The organism is Micromonospora globosa (assembly GCF_000717585.1).
Lineage (GTDB): Bacteria > Actinomycetota > Actinomycetes > Mycobacteriales > Micromonosporaceae > Micromonospora > Micromonospora aurantiaca.
On sequence record NZ_JNZR01000033.1, the window covers coordinates 23,192 to 47,001 of the forward strand.

Below are 23,810 nucleotides of genomic sequence, written 5' to 3' on the forward strand. Positions count from 1 at the left end.
GAACCGCGGCCCGGGGAGATCCCCGGGCCGCGGTCGTGCGCGCCGGTCAGGCGCGGGCCATGCTCGGCTTGCCGATGAACTCCATGATGGCCTTGTTGACCTCGGTGGGATGGGTCCACGGCGTGCCGTGCGGCGCACCCTTCAGCGTGACCAGCTTGGCGTCGGACAGCATGTTCACCAGCCGCTGGCCCGTCACCGGGTACGGCAGCACGTTGTCCTTGTCGCCCTGGATGATCAGCACCGGCACGTTGATGTTCGGCAGGTCACCGCGGAAGTCGGTCTGCCAGGCGTCCACCGAGTCGTGGGTGCCCTTGGCCGACGCCTGCGCGCCGATCTGCCAGTGCGCGTGGTACGCCTCGTCGCTGACCAGCGTCCCCCGGTTCTCGCTGGCGTTGAAGAACGCGTCGCAGAACTGGGTCAGGTAGGCGAACCGGTCCTGGATGATCGCCTTCTGGAACCCGTCGAACATGCTCTTGTCGACGCCCTCCGGGTCGTCGGGCGCCTTGAGCAGGTACGGCGCCAACGGGGCCATCAGGACCGCCCGGTCCACCCGGTCCGACCCGTACGCGCCCAGATAGCGGGTCACCTCACCGGTGCCCATGGAGTGCCCGACCAGGATCGCGTTCCGCAGGTCCAGTTCGGTCATCAGCACGTCGAGGTCGGCGGAGAACGTGTCGTAGTCGTAGCCCATGGCCGGCTGCGCGGAGTTGCCGAATCCACGCCTGTCGTACGTGATCACCCGGTATCCGGCGTCCAGCAGCGGACCGCTCACCTTCTCCCAGGTCGCCCCGTTGAACGGGAAACCGTGGATCAGCACGATCGGCTGACCGGAACCGTGATCCTCGTAGTACAGGTCGATGGGTGCGGAGTTCTCCGTACCGACGGTGACGAAAGGCATGTCGGGATTCCCCCTCGCGCGGGTTTCTCGGACACCCCACGCCTTCCCGACCTGCCCTCGTCTATTCGTGCCGGGCCGGATAGGGCAGGTCCACCACCCGGTCGTCGGCCAGCTCGGCGCCGGGCGCCCAGACCTCGTACACGCCGCGTTCCAGACACTGCGCGCCGGTCGCGGCCACCGCGTCCGGATCCGGGCGGCGCAGCCGCAACCGCAGCCAGCCGCCCTCCTCCCGCAGCACCAGGCACGGCACCCCGCGCCAGGCCGCCGTGCGCACCCGCCGGGCCGCCGCGTCCACCGGGTACCGGGCCGCCCGGGTCATCGCCAGCACCCGGAACCCGCCCGGCTGGTCGGCCACCGCCTCGTACTCCGAACCCGCGTACGCGCCGACGAGCCGGGTGGAGCGCGGCGCCTCGCCGGTCGGCACGTACTCCTGGTCGGCGGAGAGACCCGGCACCGCGGCGAGCAGATGCCGCCACTGCGGGCCGGCCAGGCGCAGCCAGCCCCGCTGCTCCGCCTGGTAGGTGTAGAGGACCACCTCCACCCCGTCGGCCGGGTAGGCGAGCAGGGTGGCGTTCGCCGGCATCGGCAGGTCGGCGAACTCCCGGGTGACGAACTCCGGTACGAGCTGCGCGCTGCTCGGCACGAACCCGGTACCCAGCACCGGCGGCCCGAGCCGGTCCCGGGGCGGCAACGCCATGAGTCCCCGGTGTGCCGGGCCCACGGGCACGTCGTAGTCGGCCGGGTCGGCGGCCCGCCAGCGCACCGCGTACGCCACGTCGCCGCCCTCGGAGTCGCCCCGCAGCACCGCCATCCCGGCCGGTGTCCGCAGGTGCGCGACGTCGTGCTCCCGGTAGCAGAAGCCGTGCGGCAGCACGCCCCGCACGTACCCGGCGAGCTGCCGGGCGGAGAGCACCTTCACCATGCGGGTACCCGGCCGGATCACCGCCGACGCCCGCACGGCGGCGAGCGTCGGATCACCCGCCGCGCCCGGCTGCTGGCTGAGCCGGTGTACGTACTCCCAGCCCCGGTCGCGGTGCACCGGCATCAGCAGCGGCGCGTCCGTCTCGTCGGCCGGACCGTCGGCGCCGTGCACCGCGTCCACCTCGGTCGCGTGCACGAACCGGCGCCACGGATAGCCGCCCCCGGGCCGGGGACACCACTCGAACCCGGGCGCCTCGTCGGCGCTGAACAACTCGTACGCCGCGCCCCGGGCGATCTCCTCCGCCGGATGCACCCGGCCGCCGTACGTCACGCGCAACCCGGCCCGGTCGGAGGCGGGCCCGCCGGCCTGGTCGGTGACGGTCACTCCAGGACGCTAAGCCCGCCAGATGTGAGGCACGTGAACAGCCGGTGGCGGTCCGGGAACGCCGCCCCGGGCGGGTGTGTGATGCTGGCCGCGATGACCGAGCAGACCGAGACCCGCAAGCAGCGCGCCGCCCGCCGGGCCGGGGAGTTCCCGCCCGCCCCCGAGCCGCTGCCCGTACCCGTGCCGGACAGCCACACCCACCTCGACATCACCGTCGGCGAGTTCGGCACGCCTCCCGGCAGCACCACCGGCGACGACCCGGTGGCCGCCGCGATCGACGTCGCCGCCCGGGCCGGCGTGGACCGGCTCGTCCAGGTCGGGGTGGACGTCGACTCGTCCCGGTGGAGCGCCGACGTCGCCGACCGGTACGCCCCGGTGCTCGCCACCGTCGCGCTGCACCCGAACGAGGCGCCCCGGCTGGCCGACCTGGACGAGGCACTGCGCGAGATCGAGACGCTCGCCGGCCGGGACCGGGTCCGGGGCGTCGGCGAGACCGGGATGGACTTCTTCCGTACCGGCGAGGAGGGGCGGGCTGCGCAGGAGGAGAGCTTCCGGGCGCACATCGCCATCGCCAAGCGGCACGGCAAGGCGCTCGTCATCCACGACCGGGACGCGCACGCCGACGTGCTGCGCATCGTCGACGACGAGGGCGCCCCGGAAACCGTGGTCATGCACTGCTTCTCCGGCGACGCCGACTTCGCCCGCGAGTGCGTCCGGCGCGGCTTCCTGCTCAGCTTCGCCGGCACCGTCACGTTCGGCAGCGCCGCCGCGCTGCGCGAGGCCGCCGCCGTCACCCCGCCGGAGCAGATGCTCGTGGAGACCGACGCGCCCTACCTGACCCCGATGCCGTACCGGGGACGGCCCAACGCGTCGTACCTGATCCCGCTCACGGTCCGTTTCCTCGCCGAGACCACCGGCATCGACGTGGACGCCCTCTGCGCCGCCCTCTCCACGAACGGTGAGCAAGCGTTCGGCCCGTGGCGTTGAGCGCGTTCGGTCCGCGGCGTTAAGAAGGGCCCCGCCATATCGCGAGGCGTTAAGAAGGGGCCCTTCCTTCCCCGCGGGCGGGGGCGCTTACGCTACGGGGCGTGACCGGACTCCTCGGCCCGGCGGAGATCCGGGAACTCGCCGCGCGCCTCGGCGTCACGCCGACCAAGAAACTCGGCCAGAACTTCGTGCACGACCCCAACACCGTGCGCCGGATCGTCACCACCGCCGGGCTGACCCCCGACGACGTGGCGCTGGAGGTCGGCCCCGGGCTCGGCTCGCTCACGCTCGCCCTGCTCCCGGTCGCCGCGCACGTGCACGCTGTGGAACTCGACCCGGCGCTCGCCGCCGCGCTGCCGGAGACCGCCGCCCGCTTCGCCGGGACGGCCGCCGAGCGGCTCACCGTCCATCCGGCCGACGCGCTGCGGGTCACCGCCGACGACCTGGCCGGCCCGGCGCCCACAGCGCTGGTGGCGAACCTGCCCTACAACGTCGCCGTGCCGGTCGTGCTGCACCTGCTCGCCGAGCTGCCCACACTGCGCCACGGCCTGGTGATGGTGCAGAAGGAGGTCGCCGACCGGCTCGTCGCCGGTCCCGGCTCCAAGGTGTACGGCATCCCGTCGGTCAAACTCGCCTGGTACGCCCGCTCCCGCGCAGCCGGCAAGGTCCCGCCGAACGTGTTCTGGCCGGTGCCGAACGTCGACTCCGGCCTGGTCGCGTTCACCCGGCGCGAGCCGCCCCGGCCGGACGTACCCCGGAAGGCCGTCTTCGCCGTCGTCGACGCCGCGTTCGCCCAGCGCCGCAAGACGCTGCGCGCCGCCCTGGCCGGCTGGGCCGGCGGCGCGGACCGGGCCGCCGCCGCGCTCACCGCCGCCGGCGTGGACCCGTCCGCGCGGGGCGAATCGCTCACCGTCGAGCAGTTCGCCGCCATCGCCGCGTCGGCCCCGGACGCCCCCGGCGGCGAGCAGTAGGCTGGCGCCGTTGCCCGACCCCTCGCCGAGGAGCTGACAGTGCCGAAGCCGTTCGACATCCGCCCACGTCCGGTGGAGTCCACCCGGTGACCGAGGCATGGCGACCGGGGGACGAGGACGGGCAGCGGCGCGGGGCCAGCGGCCCGGTCAAGGTGCGGGTGCCCGCCAAGGTCAACCTGCATCTCGGGGTCGGACCGCTGCGGCGTGACGGCTACCACGAGCTGAACACCGTCTACCACGCGATCTCGATCTACGACGAGCTGACCGCCCGTCGCGGCGACACGCTCACCCTCACCATGGAGGGCGAGGGCGCCGGCGAGCTGGCGCTGGACGACACCAACCTGGCGCTGCGCGCCGCGCACGCGCTGGCCGGTTACGCGGGCGTCGCCCCGCACGCCCGGCTGCACCTGCGCAAGCAGATCCCGCTCGCCGGCGGGCTGGCCGGTGGCAGCGCCGACGCCGCCGCCGCGCTCGTCGCCTGCGACACGCTCTGGGGCACCGGGCTGTCCCGCGACGAGCTCGCCGGCATCGCCGCCGACCTCGGCTCGGACGTCCCGTTCCTCATCCACGGCGGCACCGCGCTCGGCACCGGCCGCGGCGAGGCGGTCAGCCCGGTGCTGGCCCGCCCCACCTCCTGGCACTGGGTGGTGGCGATCGCCGACGCCGGCCTGTCCACCCCGGCCGCGTACCGGGAACTGGACCGGCTGCGTGACGCCGGAGCCGCCGGCACGCCGCTGGGCAGCACCGACGCGCTGCTCGCCGCGCTGCGCCAGCGCGACCCGCGGGTGCTCGCCGCCACGCTCGGCAACGACCTCCAGGACGCCGCGCTGACCATGCGCCCCTCGCTGGCCGAGACGCTCAAGGCCGGCGAGGCCGCGGGGGCGCTCGCCGGCATCGTCTCCGGCTCCGGACCCACCTGCGTCTTCCTCGCCACCGGCGAGGCCGACGCCGTCCGGATCGCCGCCGAGATCACCGCCGCCGGGGTGTGCCGGGAGGCCCGCGTCGCGCACGGTCCGGTCGCCGGCGCCCGCGTGGTCTGACGCCCCGTACCCTTGACTCAGGCGTCCCGGGCCCCCGGGACGCCTGAGTCGTGAAGGGTGGGTCAGTGGCCAACATCGTCAACCTGGACCGGGTGTCCAAGGGGTACGGCGCCGCGGGGCCGCTGCTCACCGACGTCTCGCTCGGCCTCGACGACGCCGACCGGGTCGGTGTGGTCGGCCTCAACGGCGCCGGCAAGTCGACGCTGCTGCGCCTGCTCACCCGCACCGAGGAACCCGACGACGGCCGCGTCACCCACCGCCGCGACCTGCGGGTGGCCTGGCTGCCGCAGCGCCTGGACCTCGCCCCCGAACTGACCGTGCGGGACGTCGTGCTCGGCACCGCCTGGCTAGGCGAGAGCATGGGCGCCGAGCACGAGTGGGCCGGCGACGCGGGTGTCCGCGCCATCCTCGACGGCCTCGGCATGCCCCACCTCGGCCTGGACACGCCGGTCGGCCCGATGTCCGGCGGGGAACGCCGCCGGGTCGCGCTCGCCGCGCTGCTGGTCCGCGACGCCGACCTGCTCGTCCTCGACGAGCCCACCAACCACCTCGACGTCGGCGGCGTCGACTGGCTGGCCCGGCACCTCGTCACCCGCAAGGGCGCGCTCGTCGTGGTCACCCACGACCGCTGGTTCCTCGACGCCGTCTGCACCACCACCTGGGAGGTCGCCGACCAGACCGTCCGGGCGTACGAGGGCGGCTTCGCCGCGTGGACGCTGGCCCGCGTCGAGCGGCAACGCGTCGCCGCCGCCACCGAGGCCCGCCGCCAGAACCTGCTCCGCAAGGAGATCGCCTGGCTGCGCCGGGGCGCCCCCGCACGCACCTCGAAGCCCAAGTTCCGCATCGACGCGGCGAACGCGCTCATCGCCGACGTGCCGGAACCCCGCGACACCATGTCGCTGCAACGGCTCGCCACCGCCCGGCTCGGCAAGCAGGTGTACGACCTCGAACACGTCCGGCTGCACGCCGGCCCGAAGGAGATCCTGCACGACACCACCTGGCAGGTCGGGCCCGGCGACCGGGTCGCGATCCTCGGCCGCAACGGCGCCGGCAAGACCACCCTGCTGCGGATGCTCGCCGGGGTGACCGGCCCCGACGGCGGGCGCTTCGCCGCCGGGCAGACCGTCCGGCCCGCGTTCCTGTCCCAGGAACTCGCCGAACTCCCCGGCCACCTGCGCGTGCTGGAAGCCGTCGAGGAGGTGGCCCGGCGCGTGCAGTTCGGCGACCGGGAGATCAGCGCCGCCCAGCTCGCCGAGATCTTCGGCTTCGACGACAAGCGGCTCTGGACCCCGGTGAGCGACCTGTCCGGCGGCGAGCGCCGCCGCCTCCAGATGCTGCGGCTGCTCGCCGGGGAGCCGAACGTGCTCCTGCTCGACGAGCCCACCAACGACCTGGACACCGACACGCTCGCCGCGCTGGAGGACCTGCTCGACTCGTGGCCCGGCACGATCGTGGTAGCCAGCCACGACCGCTACCTGATCGAGCGGGTCACCGACGTCGCGTACGGCATGTTCGGTGACGGCCGCCTGGTGCACCTGCCCGGCGGCGTCGACGAGTACCTCGCGCGCGCCGCCGCGGCCGGCGGCCCGGCACCCGCCGACCTCACCCCGGCCGCGGCGGCGCCGGCGCGCGAGGGCATGTCAGCGGCCGAGGTACGCGTCGCGAAGAAGGAACTCAACCGGCTGGAACGGCAGATCGCCAAGCTCGAACAGAAGGAGGCGGGCCTGCACGAGCAGCTCGCCGCGAACGCCACCGACTACGCCCGGGTCGCCGAGCTGGACGCCCAGCTCAAGGAGGTACGGGCCGAGCGGGACCGCACCGAGGAGACCTGGCTGTCCCTCGCCGAGGAGCTCCCGGGCGGCTGACCTGCCGCCGGGGTGGGGGGTGTGCGGCGTCACTGACCGGCGTACGGGACAATCACCGGTGGAACCCTCGTCCGAACGGTCTTTTGGAGACGCAGAGATGGCCCACACCCCCGTCAACCACCCCGCGCGGCCGATCTACCGGGCGATCGGCGGGCTCGTTGGTCTGTACTTCGTCGTCTTCGGCGGCCTCGGCATCATCGCCAGCGCCGGCAACGACTTCCTCGCCCAGGACGACACCAAGGTCCTCGGCCAGGGCACCAACATGGCGTTCTCGCTGCTGTCGGTGCTGGTCGGCGTCGTGATCCTGGTCGGCACCGCGATCGGCCGCAACCTCGACGTGGCGATCAACCAGTGGCTGGCCTACACGCTGATGGTGATCGGCCTGGCCGCGCTGGCGTTCCTGCAGACCGACGCCAACATCTTCAACTTCTCGATCATGACCGACGTCGTGGTCCTGACCCTGGCGCTGGTGCTCCTGATGGTCGGCATGTACGGCAAGGTCGGCTCCGACGACGAGCACGAGGCCTGGCAGAAGGCCCGCCTGGTGCTCTGATCCCGTCTCTCACCGAAGGCCCGGCGCGCTGCGCCGGGCCTTCGGTGTTTTCCGGACGCGACCGGACAACGCAGGTGACAATTGCCCCGAATCAGTCACACGGCTGGAGGGCATCATGGCGCACTTCCCGGTGAACCACCCCGCGCGGCCGCTCTACCGGGTGCTGTCCGGGCTCATCGGCCTCTACATCCTGGTCTTCGGCGTCTTCGGCGTCTTCCAGACCTGGGGCGAAGGACTGTTCGGCCGGGACAGCGACTGGGCGCTCGGCCTGCGTACCAACCTGGCCTTCTCGCTGGTCTCCGTGGTCTTCGGCGCGGTCCTGCTGGTCGGGGCGTCCCGCCGCGACAACCTCGGCCACTACATGAACCTCACCGCCGGCGTGGTCTTCCTGGTCACCGGCATCCTGATGATGTCGGTGCTCCAGACCCCGGCGAACTTCCTGAACTTCTCGATGTCGACAGTCATCGTGTCGCTGCTGTTCGGGCTGGTCCTGCTCGCCACCGGCCTCTACGACAAGGTCGGCACCGCCGAGCACGCCGAGGAGGAGCGGCAGCGCCGCTACCACCCCATCGGTGAGCGCTGACGCGGCTGTTGCGCTGAAGCGGCTGTTGCGCTGACGCGGCGTCAGCCCCGGGGGATCGGCCCGGGTTTCGACTCCAGGTGCGACAACCCGTTCCAGGCCAGGTTCACCAGGTGCGCCGCCACCGTCTCCTTGCGCGGCTTGCGCACCTCCAGCCACCAGCGGCCGGTCAGCGCCACCATGCCCACCAGCGCCTGGGAGTAGAGCTCCGCCAGCTTCGGGTCGTACCCCCGGATGGAGAACTCGCCCGCCAGGATGTGCTCCACCTGGTGCGCCACGTCGTTCATCACGCTGCTGAAGTTGCCCGTCGCCGACATCAGCGGCGACTCCCGGACCAGCACCCGGAACCCGCTGGTCTCCTCCTCGATGTAGGTCAGCAGCGTCAGCGCGGCCTGCTCCAGCAGCTCCCGCGGGTTGCCCGCGGTCAGCGCCGTGGTGATCCGGTCAAGCAGCGCGCGGACCTCCCGGTCCACCACCACCGCGTAGAGCCCCTCCTTGCCGCCGAAGTGCTCGTAGACCACCGGCTTGGAGACCTTGGCGCGCGCCGCCACCTCCTCGATCGAGGTCGCGTCGAAGCCGCGCTCGGCGAAGATCTGCCGGGCGATCGAGATCAACTGCTCGCGCCGCTGCGTCGCGGACATCCGCACCCGGGAGGGCTTCGCCGCCGGCACGGGCCGCCGACGGGTGCGGTCGCTGCCGGATACGTCGGTCACCCGTCCATCCTGCCAGGCGCGACGCTCTTGGTCAGACCGGCTGCTGTCGTACGTACGTCCTAATCTGCGCCGGTGGCCGTCGATGATGAGTCCGGTAGTCGTCCGCCCTCTTACCGGGGGTGGAAGCCGGAGCTGCATGCGCGGGCGCTGGCTCTGCGGCGAGCCGGCTCACCGGTGGGGGAGATCGCGAGGGTGCTCGACGTCTCGAAGTCCACGGCATACCTGTGGACCCGGCATGTGCCGCTGGATCCGGAGCTGGTGCGCCGGCGCCGGCGGGTCGCCCAGCAGGCGCGTGCCGACGCGCAGTGGAGCGCGCACCGGGCGGCGCGGGACGCGGCCCGGGCCGAGGTGGTGGCCGCGTCGGCGGACTGGGTGCGGCGCCTCGACCGGCGCGAGTTGTTGCTGATCGGCGCGGCGATCTACTGGTGTGAGGGTGGCAAGGCGAAGCCCTGGCGTCCGAACGACTGCCGGATCAAATTCGTCAACAGCGATCCGTTGCTGGTGATGCTCTTCCTTCGCTTCCTGAACGCCGTCGAGGTGCCGGTCGAGGACCGGAGGTTCCGGGTGAGCATCCACGAGACGGCGGACGACGCGGCTGCGGTGCGGTGGTGGGCGGCTCGGGTAGGCGTGCCGGCGGAGAGCTTCCAGCCCACCACGATCAAGAGGCACCGGCCGCTGACCAGGCGCAAGAACGTCGGAGCCGACTACCACGGCTGCCTGACCGTGCACGTCGTGGGTGGAACCCGTCTCTATTGGAGGATCGAAGGGATCATGAAAGGAATGAGCAATGAAGATCCACCTCGTGACCGGTAAGGTGTAGGCAGCCGACGGGCGTAATACTATTTGCCCGTTTTCGACCATCCCGGGTCGTCTAATGGCAGGACGTCAGGTTTTGGTCCTGATTATAGGGGTTCGAATCCTCTCCCGGGAGCTTCTGCTGTTTGCCCTCCGTCGCGTGGTTAGCATGACCGCGAGACTGTCGCCGTCCCGACGGGAGCCACGTCGTGTCCCAGCCCCACCTCCGCACCGTTGTCGTGCTCGCCGCCGGTGAGGGCAAGCGGATGAAGTCGTCCCTGCCCAAGGTGCTGCACCCGCTGCTCGGCCGTACCCTGCTCGGTCACGTCCTGGCCGCAGCCGGTCCGCTGGGCGCGGACCGCTCGGTGGTCGTGGTCGGCCACGGCGCCGACCAGGTCCGGGAGCACCTGACCGAGGTCGCCCCGGGTGCCACGCCGGTGCTCCAGGAGCGCCAGCTCGGCACCGGGCACGCGGTCCGCATCGCGCTGGACGCGGTGCCGGACGCGACCGGCACCGTCGTGGTGATCAACGGGGACGTGCCGCTGCTGCGGCCGGAGACGGTCCAGGCGCTCGTCGAGGCGCACGAGGAGGCCGCCGCGGCGGCGACAGTGCTGGCCGCCGAGGTGCCGGACCCGACCGGTCTGGGCCGGATCGTGCGGGACGCGCAGGGGCACCTGGAGCAGATCGTCGAGGAGCGCGACGCCACCCCCCAGCAGCGCGCGCTGCGGGAGATCAACGCGGGCATCTACGCGTTCGACGCGGCTCGCCTGCGGGAGGCGCTGGGCAAGCTCTCCACGGACAACGACCAGGGCGAGGAGTACCTGACCGACGTCTTCGCGCTGCTGCGCGACGCCGGTGAGCCGGTGGCCGTGCACTGCGCCGCCGACCACGTGGAGACGCTCGGCTGCAACGACCGGGTCGAGCTGGCCGCGCTGCGCCGCCTGCTGCGCGACCGGATCAACGAGGGCTGGATGCGTACCGGGGTCAGCATCCTCGACCCGCACACCACCTGGATCGACGTGACCGTGACCGTCGAGCGGGACGCGGTGATTGACCAGAACACGCAGCTCCAGGGCGCCACGGTGGTCGGCGAGGGCGCGCTCGTCGGCCCGGACACCACGCTCGTGGACACGGTTGTGGGCGCGGGCGCGAGCATCGTGCGCAGCCACGCGCTCGGCGCCGAGGTGGGCCCGCAGGCGAGCGTCGGCCCGTACGCGTACCTGCGGCCGGAGTCGCGGCTGGGCCGCAAGGCGAAGGTCGGCACGTTCGTGGAGACCAAGAAGGCGTCGATCGGTGACGGGTCGAAGGTGCCGCACCTGTCGTACGTGGGCGACGCGACGATCGGCGACCACAGCAACATCGGCGCGGCCACCGTCTTCGTCAACTACGACGGGGTACGCAAGCACCACACCACCATCGGCAGTCACGCCCGTACCGGAGCGGACAACATGTTCGTGGCGCCGGTACGGGTGGGCGACGGCGCGTACACCGCTGCGGGCTCGGTGATCACCGGAGACGTGCCGCCGGGCGCGATGGCGGTGGCGCGTGGTCAGCAGCGCAACGTGGAGGGCTGGGTGCTGCGCAAGCGGGCCGGTACGGACGCCGCGGAGGCGGCGCGGCGGGCCGGTGAGGGTGCGCCGGACACGGGCGGCGCCGCAAGCGAAGGTGACTGAATCCACGGGGATCGGCGGGCCGTGGGTGGATCGCTGAACCGGGGGCATACTGCAACCGAACAGTCCCCGGCCCCACCGCCGCCGGGCACCACCGACATACGGGAGCAGACGGGCCCATGGGCAGCATCGTCGCCGAAAACCGCAAGAGCCTGATGCTCTTCTCCGGGAGGGGTTTTCCGGAGCTGGCCAAGGAGATCGGTGAGGTGCTCGGCGTCGCGCCGACGCCGGCCGACGCGTACGACTTCGCCAACGGCGAGATCTTCGTACGGTACAAGGACTCGGTCCGTGGTTCGGACGCCTTCGTGGTGCAGTCCGTGACGCACGGCGTGAACACCTGGGTCATGGAGACCCTGATCATGGTCGACGCGCTGAAGCGCGGCTCGGCCAAGCGGATCACAGTGGTACTGCCGTTCTACCCGTACTCGCGGCAGGACAAGAAGCACCGCGGCCGGGAGCCGATCTCGGCCCGGCTGATCGCGGATCTGCTGAAGACGGCGGGCGCGAACCGGATCCTGACCGTGGACCTGCACACCGCGCAGATCCAGGGCTTCTTCGACGGCCCGGTGGACCACCTGTTCGCGATGGACGTGCTGGCCGAGTACGTGGAGCACAAGTACGCGGGCCGGCCGATGACCGTGGTGGCACCGGACTCGGGCCGGGTACGCGTGGCCGAGCGCTGGACCGACCGGCTGGGCGGCTGCCCGCTGGCGTTCATCCACAAGACCCGCGATCCGCTCAAGCCGAACCAGGTGGTGGCGAACCGGGTGGTCGGTGAGGTCGAGGGCCGGGTGTGCCTGATCGTGGACGACATGATCGACACCGGTGGCACGATCACCAAGGCGGCGGACATCCTCAAGGAGCAGGGCGCGGCGGAGATCGTGGTCGCCTCGACCCACGCGCTGCTGTCCGACCCGGCGACGGAGCGGCTGAAGAACAGCCCGATCAGCGAGGTCGTGGTGACGAACACGCTGCCGCTGCCGTCGGAGAAGCAGCTGGACAAGCTGACCGTACTGTCGATCGCCCCGCTGCTGGCGCGGGCGATCCGGGAGGTCTTCGACGACGGCTCGGTGACCACCCTGTTCGGTGGCCTGAGCTGAGCGTGCGGTCCGGTCGCCGGGAGTTCCCGGCGGCCGGGCCGATGCCCTGCGGAACCGGCGGGGCGGTGATATGGGGGACTGCCGGAGAGCCGGGAATTCCCTCGGGTAGACTGGTGCGGTTGCCACGGCGAGGGTGCCCGGCGGGCTGCTGACAAGCACCGCACGGAGGCGCCGTCATCGACGCGGTGCTCCGGGCGGTCGTTCATGACCCTAGCCCCAGCGAGCCCCTCGCCCCAGCACCGCCAGACGACAAGCCGCCGCAGCGAAGCATCAGGAGTTTCCCCGTGTCCGAGGTAAAGATCAGCGCCGAGCCCCGTACCGAGTTCGGCAAGGGTGGTGCCCGTCGTACCCGCCGGGCCGGCAAGGTGCCCGCCGTGCTGTACGGCCACGGCGAGAAGCCCAAGCACATCGCGCTTCCGGCGCGGGAGTTCGCCGCCGCGATCCGTAAGGGCGGCGCGAACCAGCTCTTCGCGATCGAGGTCAGCGACGGCACCCAGGTGCTGGCGCTGCCGAAGGCGATCCAGCGTGACCCGATCAAGGACACCTTCGAGCACGTGGACCTGCTGCTGGTCCGCCGTGGCGAGAAGGTCACCGTCGAGGTCCCGGTCCAGCTGACCGGTGAGGCCGCGAAGGACACCCTGATCGTGCACGACCACGACACGCTGTCGGTAACCGCCGACGCGACCAAGGTGCCGGACCACCTGGAGGCGTCGATCGAGGGCGCCGAGCCGGGCACCACGATCACCGCCGCCGACGTCGAGCTGCCGGCCGGCGTCGAGCTGGCCACCGACGAGGAGACCGCTGTCGCCTCGGTGACCGCCGCTCCGACCGCCGAGCAGCTCGAGGCCACCCTCCCCGAGGTCGAGGAGGCCACCGAGGAGGCCGAGGCCGAGGTCGGCGAGGAGACCGCCGAGGGTGCCGAGGGCGCTCCGGCCGCCGAGGGCGAGGAGGCCCCGGCCGAGGCGAAGACCGAGGCCTGACCGGTCCGCAAGGCTGTGCGACAGGCGTCCCCGGTTCCCGGGGGCGCCTGTCGGCGTATCGGGACGGCTGGTCGGGCGAGCGAGCGGGAAGGGGCGTCGGGTGACGGACGAGGCGGGACCGTGGCTGGTGGCCGGCCTGGGCAACCCCGGCCGGGAGTACGCGGGCAACCGGCACAACGTCGGGTTCATGGTGGCCGACCTGCTGGCGGCCCGGGTGGGCGCGAAGTTCGGGCGGCACAAGCGTGCGATGGCCGAGGCCGCGGAGGGGCGGCTGGGGTTCGGCGGTCCGAAGCTGGTGCTGCTGAAGCCGTTGACGTACATGAACCTCTCCGGCGGTCCGGTGGCCGGGCTGGCGCAGTTCCACAAGATCCCGCCGGCGCACGTGATCGCGGTGCACGACGAGCTGGACATCCCGTACGGGCAGGTGCGGGTGAAGTGCGGCGGCGGCGAGGGCGGGCACAACGGCCTGCGCTCGATGTCGAAGTCGCTCGGCACCAAGGACTACGTGCGGGTGCGGTTCGGCATCGGCCGGCCGCCGGGCCGGCAGGACCCGGCTGACTACGTACTCTCGGATTTCTCTTCGTCGGAGCGCAAGGAGCTGGAGTTCCTGGTGGACCGCGCGGCGGACGTGGTGGAGTCCGTGGTTCTGAAGGGCGTGGAGCCGACGCAGAACCTGTACCACGGGAGTTGAGCGGCGGGGCGGAGCCCGGCCGGTAGCCTCGGGCGACGGGAGCGAAGGCGGGTGACGGGAGCAGCATGGGCAGTCCTCCGATGATCGACGGCGGGTTCGCCCGGTGGCTGGCGTCCCGGGCCGGTCAGGCGCTGACGGCCCTGCGCGCGGAGATGGGCTTCGCCGACGCGGGCGCGCTCCGGTCGGCCGGCGACAAGGTCTCGCACGATCTGATCCGCACCGAGCTGGCGAAGTGGCGGCCGGCGGACGCGGTGCTGTCGGAGGAGGACGAGGGCTCGCGGCTGGCCTGGACGGCGGAGGTGACAGACGCGGCGCTGTCGCGCCTGACCGCGGACCGGGTCTGGATCATCGACCCGCTGGACGGCACCCGGGAGTACGCGGAGGAGGGGCGCGCGGACTGGGCGGTGCACGTGGCGCTCTGGTCGCGTAACGCGTCGCGGCCGCACGGTCTGGTGGCGGGCGCGGTGGCGCTGCCGGCCCAGCACCGGGTGCTCGGCACGGACCACCCGCCGGCGTACCCGCCGATGACAGTGGAGGCGGCCACCGGGGGCGGCGCGCGGGTCATCCGCTTGGCGGCCAGCCGTAGCCGTCCGCCGGTTTTCCTGACCGACCTGGCAGAGGACGTCGGCGCTCATCTGGTTCCGATGGGCTCGGCGGGCGCGAAGATCGCCGCCGTGGTCACGGGTGAGGTCGACGCGTACATCCACGCGGGCGGTCAGTACGAGTGGGATTCGGCCGCTCCGGTCGCTGTGGCGACGGCCACCGGTCTGCATGCTTCCCGGATCGACGGTTCTGCGCTGAAATACAACGGGGCCGACCCACGCCTACCGGATCTGCTGGTCTGCCGCAAGGATCTCGCGAGTCGGTTGCTTGCAGCGTTGCAGCGGCATTCCGGGTAACCTGAGCGTTCTTCTTCACGAGTCCGACCTGAAAGGTCTGGAATCCGATGTACGGATCCGTGCGAATCGAGTTCGTGTCATGACGTCCCCCGCCGCGTACCAGGTGTCGCACCTCGACGCGCTCGAGGCGGAGAGCATCTTCGTGATGCGCGAGGTCGTCGCCGAGATGGAACGGCCGGTGCTGCTGTTCTCCGGCGGCAAGGACTCGATCGTGATGCTCCGGTTGGCCCAGAAGGCGTTCGCGCCGGCCAACATCCCCTTCCCGGTGATGCACGTGGACACCGGGCACAACTTCCCCGAGGTGCTCGACTACCGCGATCAGCGGGTGGCCGAGCTGGGCCTGCAGCTCATCGTGGCGAGCGTGCCGGAGGCGCTGAACAAGGGCCTGGTCCGCGAGTCGGCCGACGGCATGCGCAACCGGATCCAGACGCCGGTGCTGCTGGAGGCGGTGGAGAAGCACCGCTTCGACGCGCTGTTCGGCGGCGCCCGGCGCGACGAGGAGAAGGCGCGGGCCAAGGAGCGGGTGTTCAGCTTCCGCGACGAGTTCGGCCAGTGGGATCCGAAGAACCAGCGTCCGGAGCTGTGGGCGCTCTACAACGGCCGGCACCACCCGGGCGAGTCGATCCGGGTGTTCCCGCTGTCGAACTGGACCGAGCTGGACGTCTGGCACTACATCGAGCGGGAGCGGATCCCGCTGCCGTCGATCTACTACGCGCACGAGCGCGAGGTGATCGAGCGCGACGGCATGCTCTACGCGGTGAACGAGTTCTTCCGGGCCCGCGCCGGTGAGCAGCCGTTCAAGGCGCAGGTGCGGTACCGGACCGTGGGTGACGCCTCCTGCACCGCGGCGGTCCGCTCGGACGCCGACACGGTGGAGAAGGTGATCGAGGAGGTGGCCGCCACGCGGATCACCGAGCGCGGCGCGACCCGCGGCGACGACCGGGTCAGCGAGGCCGCCATGGAGGACCGCAAGCGAGAGGGCTACTTCTGATGAGCGTCGAGACCCTGGCCCCGGCCGAGAGTGAGACCGCGCGGCCGATGGACCTGCTGCGGTTCGCCACCGCGGGCAGCGTCGACGACGGCAAGTCGACGCTGATCGGCCGTCTGCTCTACGACACCAAGTCGCTGTTCAGTGACCAGCTCGCCGCCGTCGAGGCGGTCAGCGCGGCCCGGGGCGACGAGTACACGAACCTGGCGCTGCTCACCGACGGCCTGCGCGCCGAGCGGGAGCAGGGCATCACCATCGACGTGGCGTACCGCTACTTCGCCACGCCGCGGCGGAAGTTCATCATCGCCGACACCCCGGGGCACATCCAGTACACCCGGAACATGGTCACCGGCGCCTCCACCGCCGACCTGGCGCTGATCCTGGTGGACGCGCGTAAGGGCCTGGTGGAGCAGTCCCGCCGGCACGCGTTCCTCTGCTCGCTGCTGCGGGTGCCGCACCTGGTCCTGTGCGTGAACAAGATGGACCTGGTGGACTGGTCGCAGGAGGTCTACGAGCGGATCGCGGACGAGTTCACCGCGTTCGCCGCGAAGCTCGACGTGCCGGACCTGACTGTGGTGCCGGTGTCCGCGCTGCAGGGCGACAACATCGTCACCCGCTCGGAGAACATGCCCTGGTACGAGGGCCCGTCGCTGCTGCACCACCTGGAGCGGGTGCACATCGCGTCGGACCGCAACCTGGTCGACGTGCGGTTCCCGGTGCAGTACGTGATCCGGCCGCAGTCCACCACCGTCACCGACTACCGGGGTTACGCCGGTCAGGTGGCCTCCGGCGTGCTCAAGCCGGGCGACGAGGTGATGGTGCTGCCGTCGGGCTTCACCAGCCGGATCGCCGCGGTGGAGACCGCGGACGGCCCGGTGGACGAGGCGTTCCCGCCGATGTCGGTGACGGTCCGGCTGACCGACGAGCTGGACATCTCCCGCGGCGACATGATCTGCCGGCCGAACAACGCCCCGATGGCCGTGCAGGACATCGAGGCGATGATCTGCTGGATGGACGAGACGCGGCCGTTGCAGGTCGGCGGCAAGTACGCGATCAAGCACACGACCCGTTCGGCGCGGGCGATCGTGCGCGGGCTGCACTACCGGCTGGACATCAACTCGCTGCACCGCGACGAGACGGCCGGTGAGCTGAAGCTCAACGAGATCGGCCGGGTCCGGCTGCGCACCACGGTTCCGCTGCTGGCCGACGAGTACCGCCGTAACCGCACCACCGGCGGCTTCGTGATCATCGACGAGTCGACGAACCGTACGGTCGGCGCCGGCATGATCGTCGAGGCCGGCTGACCCTGGTTTGTAAGGAAGGGCCCCTTGTTAACAGTGCGCTGTTAACAAGGGGCCCTTCCTCTACCGCAGGCGTTAATAAGGGGCCCTTCCTTACAGGCGGGTGACGCCACCGGCGGGCAGGACGGTGAGCGTGCCGGGGGCGGTGAAGCCGCGCTCGGCGTACGCCTCGGTCACGGCGGCCGCCACCGCGTCGGCGGCGTCGGCATCGACCAGGGCGAGCACGCAGCCGCCGAAGCCACCGCCGGTCATCCGCGCGCCGTACGCCCCGGCGGACAGCGCCGCCTCGACCGCGGTGTCGATCTCCGGCACGGTGATCTCGAAGTCGTCGCGCATGGAGGCGTGCGAGGCGGTCAGCAGCGGACCGGTGTCGCGGACCCGCCCGGCGCGCAGCAGCGCGACGGTGTCGAGCACCCGCTGGTTCTCGGTCACCACGTGCCGGACCCGGCGGCGGGTCTCGTCGTCGTCGAGGCGCGCCAGCGCGGCGTCGAGGCCGGCCACGTCGACGTCGCGCAGCGCTGTCACCCCGAGCGTCGCGGCGGCCTGCTCGCAGCTCTTGCGCCGAGCGGCGTACTCGCCGTCCGCGTGCCGGTGCGGCGCCCGGCTGTCGATCACCAGCACGGCCAGCCCGGCGCCGTCCAGGTCGAACGGGATCTGCTCGACCTCCTCGGTGCGGCAGTCGAGGAACAGCGCGTGCCCGGCCCGGCCGCGGATCACCGCGGACTGGTCCATGATCCCGGTGGGTGCGCCGACGTAGTCGTTCTCGGCCCGCTGGGCGAGCCGCGGCCACCGCCCGGCGGGCAGGTCGAGCCCGCCGAGGTCGACCAGCGCGGCCAGCACCGCCGACTCGATCGCCGCCGACGAGGAGAGCCCGGAGCCGACCGGCACGTCGGAGGCGACGGCGAGCCGTGCGCCCGGCACGTCGTGGCCGTCGGCGCGCAGCGCCCACACCACCCCGGCCACGTAGGCGGCCCAGCCGTCGACCCGGCCGGGCTCGTCGGCCTCCGCCGCGCCGAACTCGACCGGTTCGTCGTCCAGCTCCGACCAGACGGTCCAGCGCCCGTCGGGGGCGGGCGCGGCGGCGACCACGGTACGCAGCGGCAGCGCGAAGGGCAGCACGAAGCCGTCGTTGTAGTCGGTGTGCTCGCCGATCAGGTTGACCCGTCCGGGAGCCGCCCAGCGGCCCGCCGGCTCGGTGCCGTACCGCTGCCGGAAGCCGGCCGTGGCGCGGTCGGCGACATTCATGAGGGCTGTCCCGCGACGTGCGCCCGGTAGAACGCCCAGGCGTCGCCGACCATGTCGTGCAGGGTGGGCTTGGCCGGCGTCCAGCCCAGCTCGTCGCGGGCCAGCGCGGAGGATGCGACCAGCTCGGCCGGGTCGCCCTCGCGGCGGGGGGCCACCTCGACCGGCACCGGGTGCCCGGTGACCTCGCGGACCACGTCGACCACCTGCCGGTTGGTGAAGCCGTTGCCGTTGCCGAGGTTGTAGATGCGGTGCCGGCCCGGGGTGGCCGCGTCCAGCGCGAGCAGGTGGGCGCGGGCCAGGTCTTCGACGTGGATGTAGTCGCGGACGCAGGTGCCGTCGACTGTGGGGTAGTCGTCGCCGAAGAGCTGGAGCTTCTCCCGCCGTCCGGCGGCCACGTCGAGCGCGATCGGGATGAGGTGCGTCTCCGGGTCGTGCCGCTCGCCGATGGCCAGCCCGTCGCGCAGGTACGCCCCGGCGACGTTGAAGTAGCGCAGCGAGACGGCGGCCAGGTCGTGCGCGATCGCCTCGGAGGTGAGCGCCATGTCGACGGCCAGCTTGGTGGCGCCGTAGGTGCTGGTGGGCGCCTTGACGGCGGTTTCCGGGATGGGCAGCTCGGTGGGGTTGCCGTAGACGGCGGCGGTGGAGGAGAAGACCATCCGGGGCACCCGGGCGGCGCGGACCGCGTCGATGAGCGCGATCGAGCCGACCGTGTTGGTGTGCCAGTACAGCTCGGGGCGGATCATCGACTCGCCGGCGGCGATCAGGGCGGCGAAGTGCAGCACGCCGTCGAACCCGGCGTCGGGGGTGAGCACCCGGGCGGCCTCGTGCACCGGCAGCTCGACGTGGGTGGCGTCGGGGGCGAGGGCCTCCCGGTGACCGGTGCGCAGGTCGTCCAGCACGGTCACCTGGTGGCCGTGGTCGAGCAGCATCCGGGTCACCACGCTGCCGATGTAGCCGGCGCCGCCGGTGACGAGCAGTTTCACGTCGGTCCTCCTGCCTGGGCCGCGTCCCGCGGCGGCCGTCCCGCGATCACCCTACGGCCGGGGGCTGTGTCGCGGCTGTCGAGTTGAGTCCGCCTCCATTCCATCACAATCCTTCATGATTGAACAGATCCGAACATTGGGCCGAGCGTAGGGTGGCCGCTGTCTACCATCCTTCTCATGCGGGAGGGTGGTGGTCCCGGGCCCCGGCGGCGACCGTCGGGGCGGCCCCGACGCGAACCCGGCCCGCTGGCCCGCACCGTGGCCCGTCTCGTGGTGCGCGGCGCCGACGGCGCCACCCGCCTGGTCACCGCCCTGCTCGGGGCCAGCCCCACCGCCGGGCGGGAACGGATCAGCGAGGCCGAGCTGCGTGACCTGGTCGCGGCGAACACGCTGCTCGACCCGGACGAGCGGCGGATCATCGACGAGGTGCTGGTGGCCGGCGCCCGGCTCGTCCGCGAGGTGATGGTGCCCCGCACCGAGGTGGTCTTCCTCAGCGCGGCGCTCCCGCTGACACAGGCCCAGCGGCTGGTCCGGGCCGACCCGCACACCCGCTACCCGGTGGTCGACGGCACCCACGACGACGTGGTCGGCTTGGTGCACCTGCGGGACGTGCTGCTGCGCCCAGACGCGGACCGGCTGCTCCTGGTCGGCGACCTGATCCGGGAGGTGAAGCGCCTGCCGGACAGCAAACGCGTGCTGGCGGCGCTCACCGAGATGCGCCGGGAGGGCCACCACCTGGCCGTCGTCGTCGACGAGTACGGCGGCACCGCCGGCATCGTCACCTGCGAGGACCTGGTCGAGGAGCTGGTCGGGGAGATCCGCGACGACGAGCACGGCCCGCTCGAACCGGAACCCGCCGGTCTGCCCGCGGTCGTCGACGGCCGGCTCAACCTGACCGACTTCGCCGAGCGCACCGGGGTGCCGCTGCCCGCCGGGCCGTACGAGACGGTGGGCGGGTACGTGATGGCCGCCCTGGGCCGGCTGCCCGTGGCGGGCGACGAGGTGCCGGTGGCTGTCGACCCGGCCACCGGATCGGTCCCCGCCGATCCGGCGGGCTGGCTGCTGCGGGTGCTCACGCTCGACGGCCGGCGGGTGTCCCGCCTGGCGGTCTCCGCCGCGCGGCTGCCCGAGCCCCGGCGTGAGGTGAACGGTCCGCTTCCGCCCGTACCCGCCCGATCCACCGGCCCGTCATGACGGACGCCGGGGCTTGCTGACAGAATTGCCGCCATGTCCGACGTACCCGCCCGCCCGCGCGTCTTCTCCGGCATCCAGCCGACGGCCGACTCGTTCCACCTCGGCAACTACCTGGGCGCGCTGCGGCACTGGGTGGCGTTGCAGGACAGCCACGACGCCTACTACTGCGTCGTCGACCTGCACGCGATCACCGCGGGGCACGACCCGTTGGTGCTCAAGCGCCGCAGTCGGCTCGCCGCCGCGCAGCTGTTCGCGCTCGGCCTGGACCCGGAGCGCAGCACGCTGTTCGTGCAGTCGCAGGTGCCCGAGCACTCGCAGCTGGCCTGGGTGCTCGGCTGCATCACCGGCTTCGGCGAGGCCGGCCGGATGACCCAGTTCAAGGACAAGTCGCAGAAGCAGGGCAGCGAGCGGGCCAGCGTCGGCCTGTTCACGTACCCGATCCTCCAGGCCGCGGACATCCTGCTCTACCAGGCGAACGCGGTGCCGGTCGGCGAGGACCAGCGGCAGCACCTGGAGCTCTCCCGCGACCTGGCGCAGCGGTTCAACTCGCTGTTCGGCAGCACCTTCACAGTGCCCTCCCCGCACATCGTGAAGGACACCGCGAAGATCACCGACCTGCAGGATCCGACGGCCAAGATGTCGAAGTCGTCGTCCTCGCCGGCCGGCATCATCGACCTGCTGGAGGACCCGGCCCGGTCGGCCAAGAAGATCCGCTCGGCGGTCACCGACACCGGCCGCGAGATCGTCTTCGACGCCGAGGGCAAGCCGGGCATCACCAACCTGCTGACGATCTACTCCGCGCTGTCCGGCCGGTCCGTCGACGACCTGGTCGCCGCGTACGACGGCAAGGGCTACGGCGACCTGAAGAAGGACCTCGCCGAGGTGGTGCGGGAGTTCGTCACGCCGATCCAGGAACGCACGAACGCCTACCTGAACGACCCGGCCCAGCTCGACAAGCTGCTGGCGCGGGGCGCGGAGAAGGCCCGGTCGGTGGCCGCCGGGACGCTGCGGGACGCGTACGAGCGGGTCGGCTTCTTCCCGCCGGTGCGGTTCGAGTAACGGCCCGGACGGGCGGGAACGGGTGACGCAGCCGGTGGCCGGAGGGGTGGCGCGCGACGTGGCGGGCAGTGACACGGCGCCGGGCGGCGCGGACACGATCCAGATCGGGATCGCGGTCGACGTCCCCGAGCCCTGGGGCGGGCTGCTCACCCGCCGCCGGGTCGAGGCCGGCGACCCGCTCGCCGTCCCCGCGCATGTCACCCTCCTCGGGCCCACCGAGATTCCGGTACGCGCGCTGCCCGCCGTCGAGGAGCACCTGGACCGGGTCGCCGCCGCGCACCTGCCGTTCACGCTGCACCTGCGCGGCACCGGCACGTTCCGCCCGGTCACCCAGGTGGTGTTCGTGGCGGTGGCGGCCGGGATCAGCGAGTGCGAACTGCTGGCCGCCGCGATCAACTCGGCCCCCGAGCTGCGGCGCGAGCTGCGCTTCCCGTACCACCCGCACGTCACTGTGGCGCAGGACGTGCCGCCCGAGGTGCTCGACAGGGCGTACGAGGACCTGGCCGACTTCTCCGCGTTGTTCCAGGTGGACGCGTTCACGCTGTTCTCGCACAGCGGGGCGACCCGGTGGCAGCCCCGCCGCGACTTCCGGCTCGGCGGCCGGAGCTGAACATCCGACCGGCCGGGGCCCCTCCGCCACGGGCGGAGATCGGCGAGGATGACGGGGTGAACGTCTTCGGCCGGATCGAGGCGGCGGTGGGGCGCCGCATCGACGCGGCCCGGGGCCGCTCGTCGGTCTTCGACCACGTCTGGCGGGCCGGGACGCTCTACGCCGACCTGCTCGCCGGGCGGCTCGCCGCCGCCATCGCGTACTACGGCTTCTTCGCCGTGTTCGCGCTCGCGCTCGTCGCGTACTGGATCTTCGGCGCGGTGCTGCGCGACAACGAGGAGGTCAGCCGCGGCGCGGCCCACTTCCTGGAGGAGAACCTGCCCTTCCTCGACCCGGTGCAGATCGCCGAGAGCAGCAGCACCGTCGGCGTGGTCGGCCTGGTCATCCTGGTCTTCACCGGCATCGGCTGGGTGGAGGCGATCCGCTCCTCGCAGCGGCTGATGTACGGCTTCAACCAGCAGCCCGGCAACCTCGTGGTGCGGCGGCTTGTCGACCTGGGCGTGCTGGTGGCGGTCTTCGTGCTGCTGTTCGTCTCGGTCGCCGCCGTGGACGCGCTGGAGTCGCTGCTGCGCTTCCTGCTGCGCAGCACCGGCTCGGTGGGCCTGACCACGATCAGCGCGCTGCTGAGCGTGCTCGTCAACGCCGTGCTCGCCGCCGCGCTGCTGCTCGCAGTGCCCCGGCTGCGGATGAGCCGGCGCCGGCTGCGCCCGGCGATCCTGACCATCGCCGTCGGTATCACCCTGCTGAACACCGTGGGGCGTTACTACGTGGTACGCACCGAGCGGAACCCCGCGTACACAGTGGTCGCCACCGCCGTGGGCCTGCTGCTCTACCTCTACCTGCTCAACCAGCTGGTGCTCTTCGGCGCCGCGCTCGCCGCCACCAGCCGGTACGGCCGGGTGGTGGACCTGGCCGAGGGCGGTGCCCGGGAGGTGGACGTGGAGGCGGACGTGCTCGACGAGGAGACGGAACCGGGGACACCGGGGGGAGCGGGATGAGCGCGCGGATCCGGATCGACGCCGAGTCGGCGGTGCCGCCGTACGAGCAGGTGCGGGCGCAGTTCGCCGCGCGCATCGGCGACGGGCGGCTGCCGGTGGGCACCCGGCTCCCGGCCGTGCGGCAGCTCGCCGCCGACCTGGGGCTGGCCGTGAACACCGTGGCGCGGGCGTACCGGGAGCTGGAGGGCGCCGGCCTGGTGGAGACGCGCGGCCGGCACGGCACGGTGGTGGCCCCCGGCCGGGACGACGCCACCGACCGGCTGCAGCGGGCCGCCGCCGAGTACGCCGCCGAGGCGCGGCGCCTGGGTGTCGCGCCGGAGCGGGCTGTCGCGCTGGTCCGTGCGGCGCTGGACGCCGGTACGCGTGGCTGAGCGTGGTCCCCGA

The 23,810-nt window shown here is 72.3% G+C and carries 23 protein-coding genes, 1 tRNA gene and 1 pseudogene; 20 read left to right on the forward strand and 5 right to left on the reverse strand.

Features of this window, described 5'->3' with window-relative positions; genetic code table 11:
- Nucleotides 1–46: 46 nt before the first annotated feature.
- Together IF06_RS0125730 and IF06_RS0125735 are read right to left on the reverse strand one after the other, a co-directional pair.
- Nucleotides 47–898: an alpha/beta fold hydrolase gene (locus IF06_RS0125730; protein ID WP_013473944.1), complete on the reverse strand. Its 852-nt coding sequence runs from the start codon at nucleotides 896–898 to the stop codon at nucleotides 47–49.
- A gap of 61 nt (nucleotides 899–959) precedes the next feature.
- Nucleotides 960–2,204 carry a hypothetical protein gene (locus tag IF06_RS0125735; protein WP_030274080.1) on the reverse strand — a complete coding sequence of 415 codons (1,245 nt, stop codon included), beginning with the start codon at nucleotides 2,202–2,204 and terminating at the stop codon, nucleotides 960–962.
- An 81-nt stretch (nucleotides 2,205–2,285) separates the two neighbouring features.
- On the opposite strand from IF06_RS0125735, the gene IF06_RS0125740 reads away from it, so the two are divergent.
- The 6 genes from IF06_RS0125740 to IF06_RS0125765 all read left to right on the forward strand — a co-directional run bounded on the left by IF06_RS0125740 (nucleotide 2,286) and on the right by IF06_RS0125765 (nucleotide 8,203).
- Nucleotides 2,286–3,191 (forward strand): TatD family hydrolase, encoded by a 906-nt coding sequence (locus tag IF06_RS0125740; protein ID WP_030274082.1) that lies wholly within the window; start codon nucleotides 2,286–2,288, stop codon nucleotides 3,189–3,191.
- A 101-nt stretch (nucleotides 3,192–3,292) separates the two neighbouring features.
- Complete coding sequence (rsmA, locus tag IF06_RS0125745) at nucleotides 3,293–4,162, forward strand: 16S rRNA (adenine(1518)-N(6)/adenine(1519)-N(6))-dimethyltransferase RsmA (RefSeq protein ID WP_013283947.1); 870 nt, start codon at nucleotides 3,293–3,295, stop codon at nucleotides 4,160–4,162.
- Nucleotides 4,163–4,248: 86 nt separating this feature from the next.
- Nucleotides 4,249–5,202, forward strand: a complete 954-nt coding sequence (locus IF06_RS0125750) for a 4-(cytidine 5'-diphospho)-2-C-methyl-D-erythritol kinase (RefSeq protein WP_013283948.1) — start codon at nucleotides 4,249–4,251, stop codon at nucleotides 5,200–5,202.
- A 65-nt stretch (nucleotides 5,203–5,267) separates the two neighbouring features.
- Nucleotides 5,268–7,067 carry an ABC-F family ATP-binding cassette domain-containing protein gene (locus IF06_RS0125755; RefSeq protein ID WP_030274084.1) on the forward strand — a complete coding sequence of 600 codons (1,800 nt, stop codon included), beginning with the start codon at nucleotides 5,268–5,270 and terminating at the stop codon, nucleotides 7,065–7,067.
- 97 nt (nucleotides 7,068–7,164) lie between these two features.
- Nucleotides 7,165–7,620 carry a DUF4383 domain-containing protein gene (locus tag IF06_RS0125760; RefSeq protein ID WP_013283950.1) on the forward strand — a complete coding sequence of 152 codons (456 nt, stop codon included), beginning with the start codon at nucleotides 7,165–7,167 and terminating at the stop codon, nucleotides 7,618–7,620.
- A gap of 115 nt (nucleotides 7,621–7,735) precedes the next feature.
- Complete coding sequence (locus IF06_RS0125765) at nucleotides 7,736–8,203, forward strand: DUF4383 domain-containing protein (RefSeq protein ID WP_030274086.1); 468 nt, start codon at nucleotides 7,736–7,738, stop codon at nucleotides 8,201–8,203.
- 41 nt (nucleotides 8,204–8,244) lie between these two features.
- On the opposite strand, the gene IF06_RS0125770 is transcribed toward IF06_RS0125765, so the two are convergent.
- Nucleotides 8,245–8,913 (reverse strand): TetR family transcriptional regulator, encoded by a 669-nt coding sequence (locus IF06_RS0125770; protein ID WP_013283952.1) that lies wholly within the window; start codon nucleotides 8,911–8,913, stop codon nucleotides 8,245–8,247.
- A 192-nt stretch (nucleotides 8,914–9,105) separates the two neighbouring features.
- On the opposite strand from IF06_RS0125770, the gene IF06_RS0125775 reads away from it, so the two are divergent.
- From IF06_RS0125775 to IF06_RS0125815, 9 genes and pseudogenes are all read left to right on the forward strand, one after another.
- Nucleotides 9,106–9,726 (forward strand): resolvase, encoded by a 621-nt coding sequence (locus tag IF06_RS0125775; RefSeq protein WP_145754449.1) that lies wholly within the window; start codon nucleotides 9,106–9,108, stop codon nucleotides 9,724–9,726.
- 47 nt (nucleotides 9,727–9,773) lie between these two features.
- Nucleotides 9,774–9,844 (forward strand) — tRNA-Gln (locus tag IF06_RS0125780).
- 73 nt (nucleotides 9,845–9,917) lie between these two features.
- Nucleotides 9,918–11,441 (forward strand): annotated as a pseudogene (gene glmU, locus IF06_RS0125785) (bifunctional UDP-N-acetylglucosamine diphosphorylase/glucosamine-1-phosphate N-acetyltransferase GlmU); the annotation flags it as partial.
- 56 nt (nucleotides 11,442–11,497) lie between these two features.
- Nucleotides 11,498–12,478: a ribose-phosphate diphosphokinase gene (locus IF06_RS0125790; RefSeq protein ID WP_013283956.1), complete on the forward strand. Its 981-nt coding sequence runs from the start codon at nucleotides 11,498–11,500 to the stop codon at nucleotides 12,476–12,478.
- A gap of 284 nt (nucleotides 12,479–12,762) precedes the next feature.
- Complete coding sequence (locus tag IF06_RS0125795; RefSeq protein ID WP_013283957.1) at nucleotides 12,763–13,458, forward strand: 50S ribosomal protein L25/general stress protein Ctc; 696 nt, start codon at nucleotides 12,763–12,765, stop codon at nucleotides 13,456–13,458.
- Between the two features lie 100 nt (nucleotides 13,459–13,558).
- Nucleotides 13,559–14,149: an aminoacyl-tRNA hydrolase gene (gene pth / locus IF06_RS0125800; protein WP_030274091.1), complete on the forward strand. Its 591-nt coding sequence runs from the start codon at nucleotides 13,559–13,561 to the stop codon at nucleotides 14,147–14,149.
- 65 nt (nucleotides 14,150–14,214) lie between these two features.
- A complete protein-coding gene (locus IF06_RS0125805; protein ID WP_030274093.1) occupies nucleotides 14,215–15,048 on the forward strand; it encodes an inositol monophosphatase family protein in 834 nt (277 codons plus the stop codon).
- 79 nt (nucleotides 15,049–15,127) lie between these two features.
- Nucleotides 15,128–16,039: a sulfate adenylyltransferase subunit CysD gene (cysD, locus tag IF06_RS0125810; protein ID WP_013283960.1), complete on the forward strand. Its 912-nt coding sequence runs from the start codon at nucleotides 15,128–15,130 to the stop codon at nucleotides 16,037–16,039.
- Nucleotides 16,039–17,340, forward strand: a complete 1,302-nt coding sequence (locus tag IF06_RS0125815) for a sulfate adenylyltransferase subunit 1 (RefSeq protein ID WP_013283961.1) — start codon at nucleotides 16,039–16,041, stop codon at nucleotides 17,338–17,340. Before cysD ends, IF06_RS0125815 begins: the two co-directional genes overlap by 1 nt.
- Before the next feature lie 90 nt (nucleotides 17,341–17,430).
- Here IF06_RS0125815 and galK read toward each other — a convergent pair whose 3' ends face one another.
- A complete protein-coding gene (gene galK, locus IF06_RS0125820; protein ID WP_030274095.1) occupies nucleotides 17,431–18,582 on the reverse strand; it encodes a galactokinase in 1,152 nt (383 codons plus the stop codon).
- Complete coding sequence (galE, locus tag IF06_RS0125825; protein WP_013283963.1) at nucleotides 18,579–19,565, reverse strand: UDP-glucose 4-epimerase GalE; 987 nt, start codon at nucleotides 19,563–19,565, stop codon at nucleotides 18,579–18,581. Before galE ends, galK begins: the two co-directional genes overlap by 4 nt.
- Before the next feature lie 177 nt (nucleotides 19,566–19,742).
- Here galE and IF06_RS0125830 point away from each other — a divergent pair, with 177 nt between their 5' ends.
- Genes IF06_RS0125830 through IF06_RS0125850 form a run of 5 tightly spaced genes read left to right on the forward strand, consistent with a single transcriptional unit; the run spans nucleotide 19,743 to nucleotide 23,797 of the window.
- Entirely contained in the window at nucleotides 19,743–20,759 is a 1,017-nt protein-coding gene (locus IF06_RS0125830; RefSeq protein WP_176739734.1) for a hemolysin family protein, read from the forward strand.
- Between the two features lie 33 nt (nucleotides 20,760–20,792).
- The gene (gene trpS, locus IF06_RS0125835) at nucleotides 20,793–21,818 is read left to right on the forward strand and encodes a tryptophan--tRNA ligase (RefSeq protein ID WP_030274098.1); all 1,026 of its coding nucleotides are present in this window, start codon (nucleotides 20,793–20,795) and stop codon (nucleotides 21,816–21,818) included.
- Between the two features lie 22 nt (nucleotides 21,819–21,840).
- A complete protein-coding gene (locus IF06_RS0125840) occupies nucleotides 21,841–22,428 on the forward strand; it encodes a 2'-5' RNA ligase family protein (RefSeq protein WP_013283966.1) in 588 nt (195 codons plus the stop codon).
- A gap of 56 nt (nucleotides 22,429–22,484) precedes the next feature.
- Complete coding sequence (locus IF06_RS0125845) at nucleotides 22,485–23,426, forward strand: YhjD/YihY/BrkB family envelope integrity protein (protein ID WP_013283967.1); 942 nt, start codon at nucleotides 22,485–22,487, stop codon at nucleotides 23,424–23,426.
- Entirely contained in the window at nucleotides 23,423–23,797 is a 375-nt protein-coding gene (locus IF06_RS0125850) for a GntR family transcriptional regulator (protein ID WP_030274100.1), read from the forward strand. Before IF06_RS0125845 ends, IF06_RS0125850 begins: the two co-directional genes overlap by 4 nt.
- The last annotated feature ends 13 nt before the right edge of the window (nucleotides 23,798–23,810 follow it).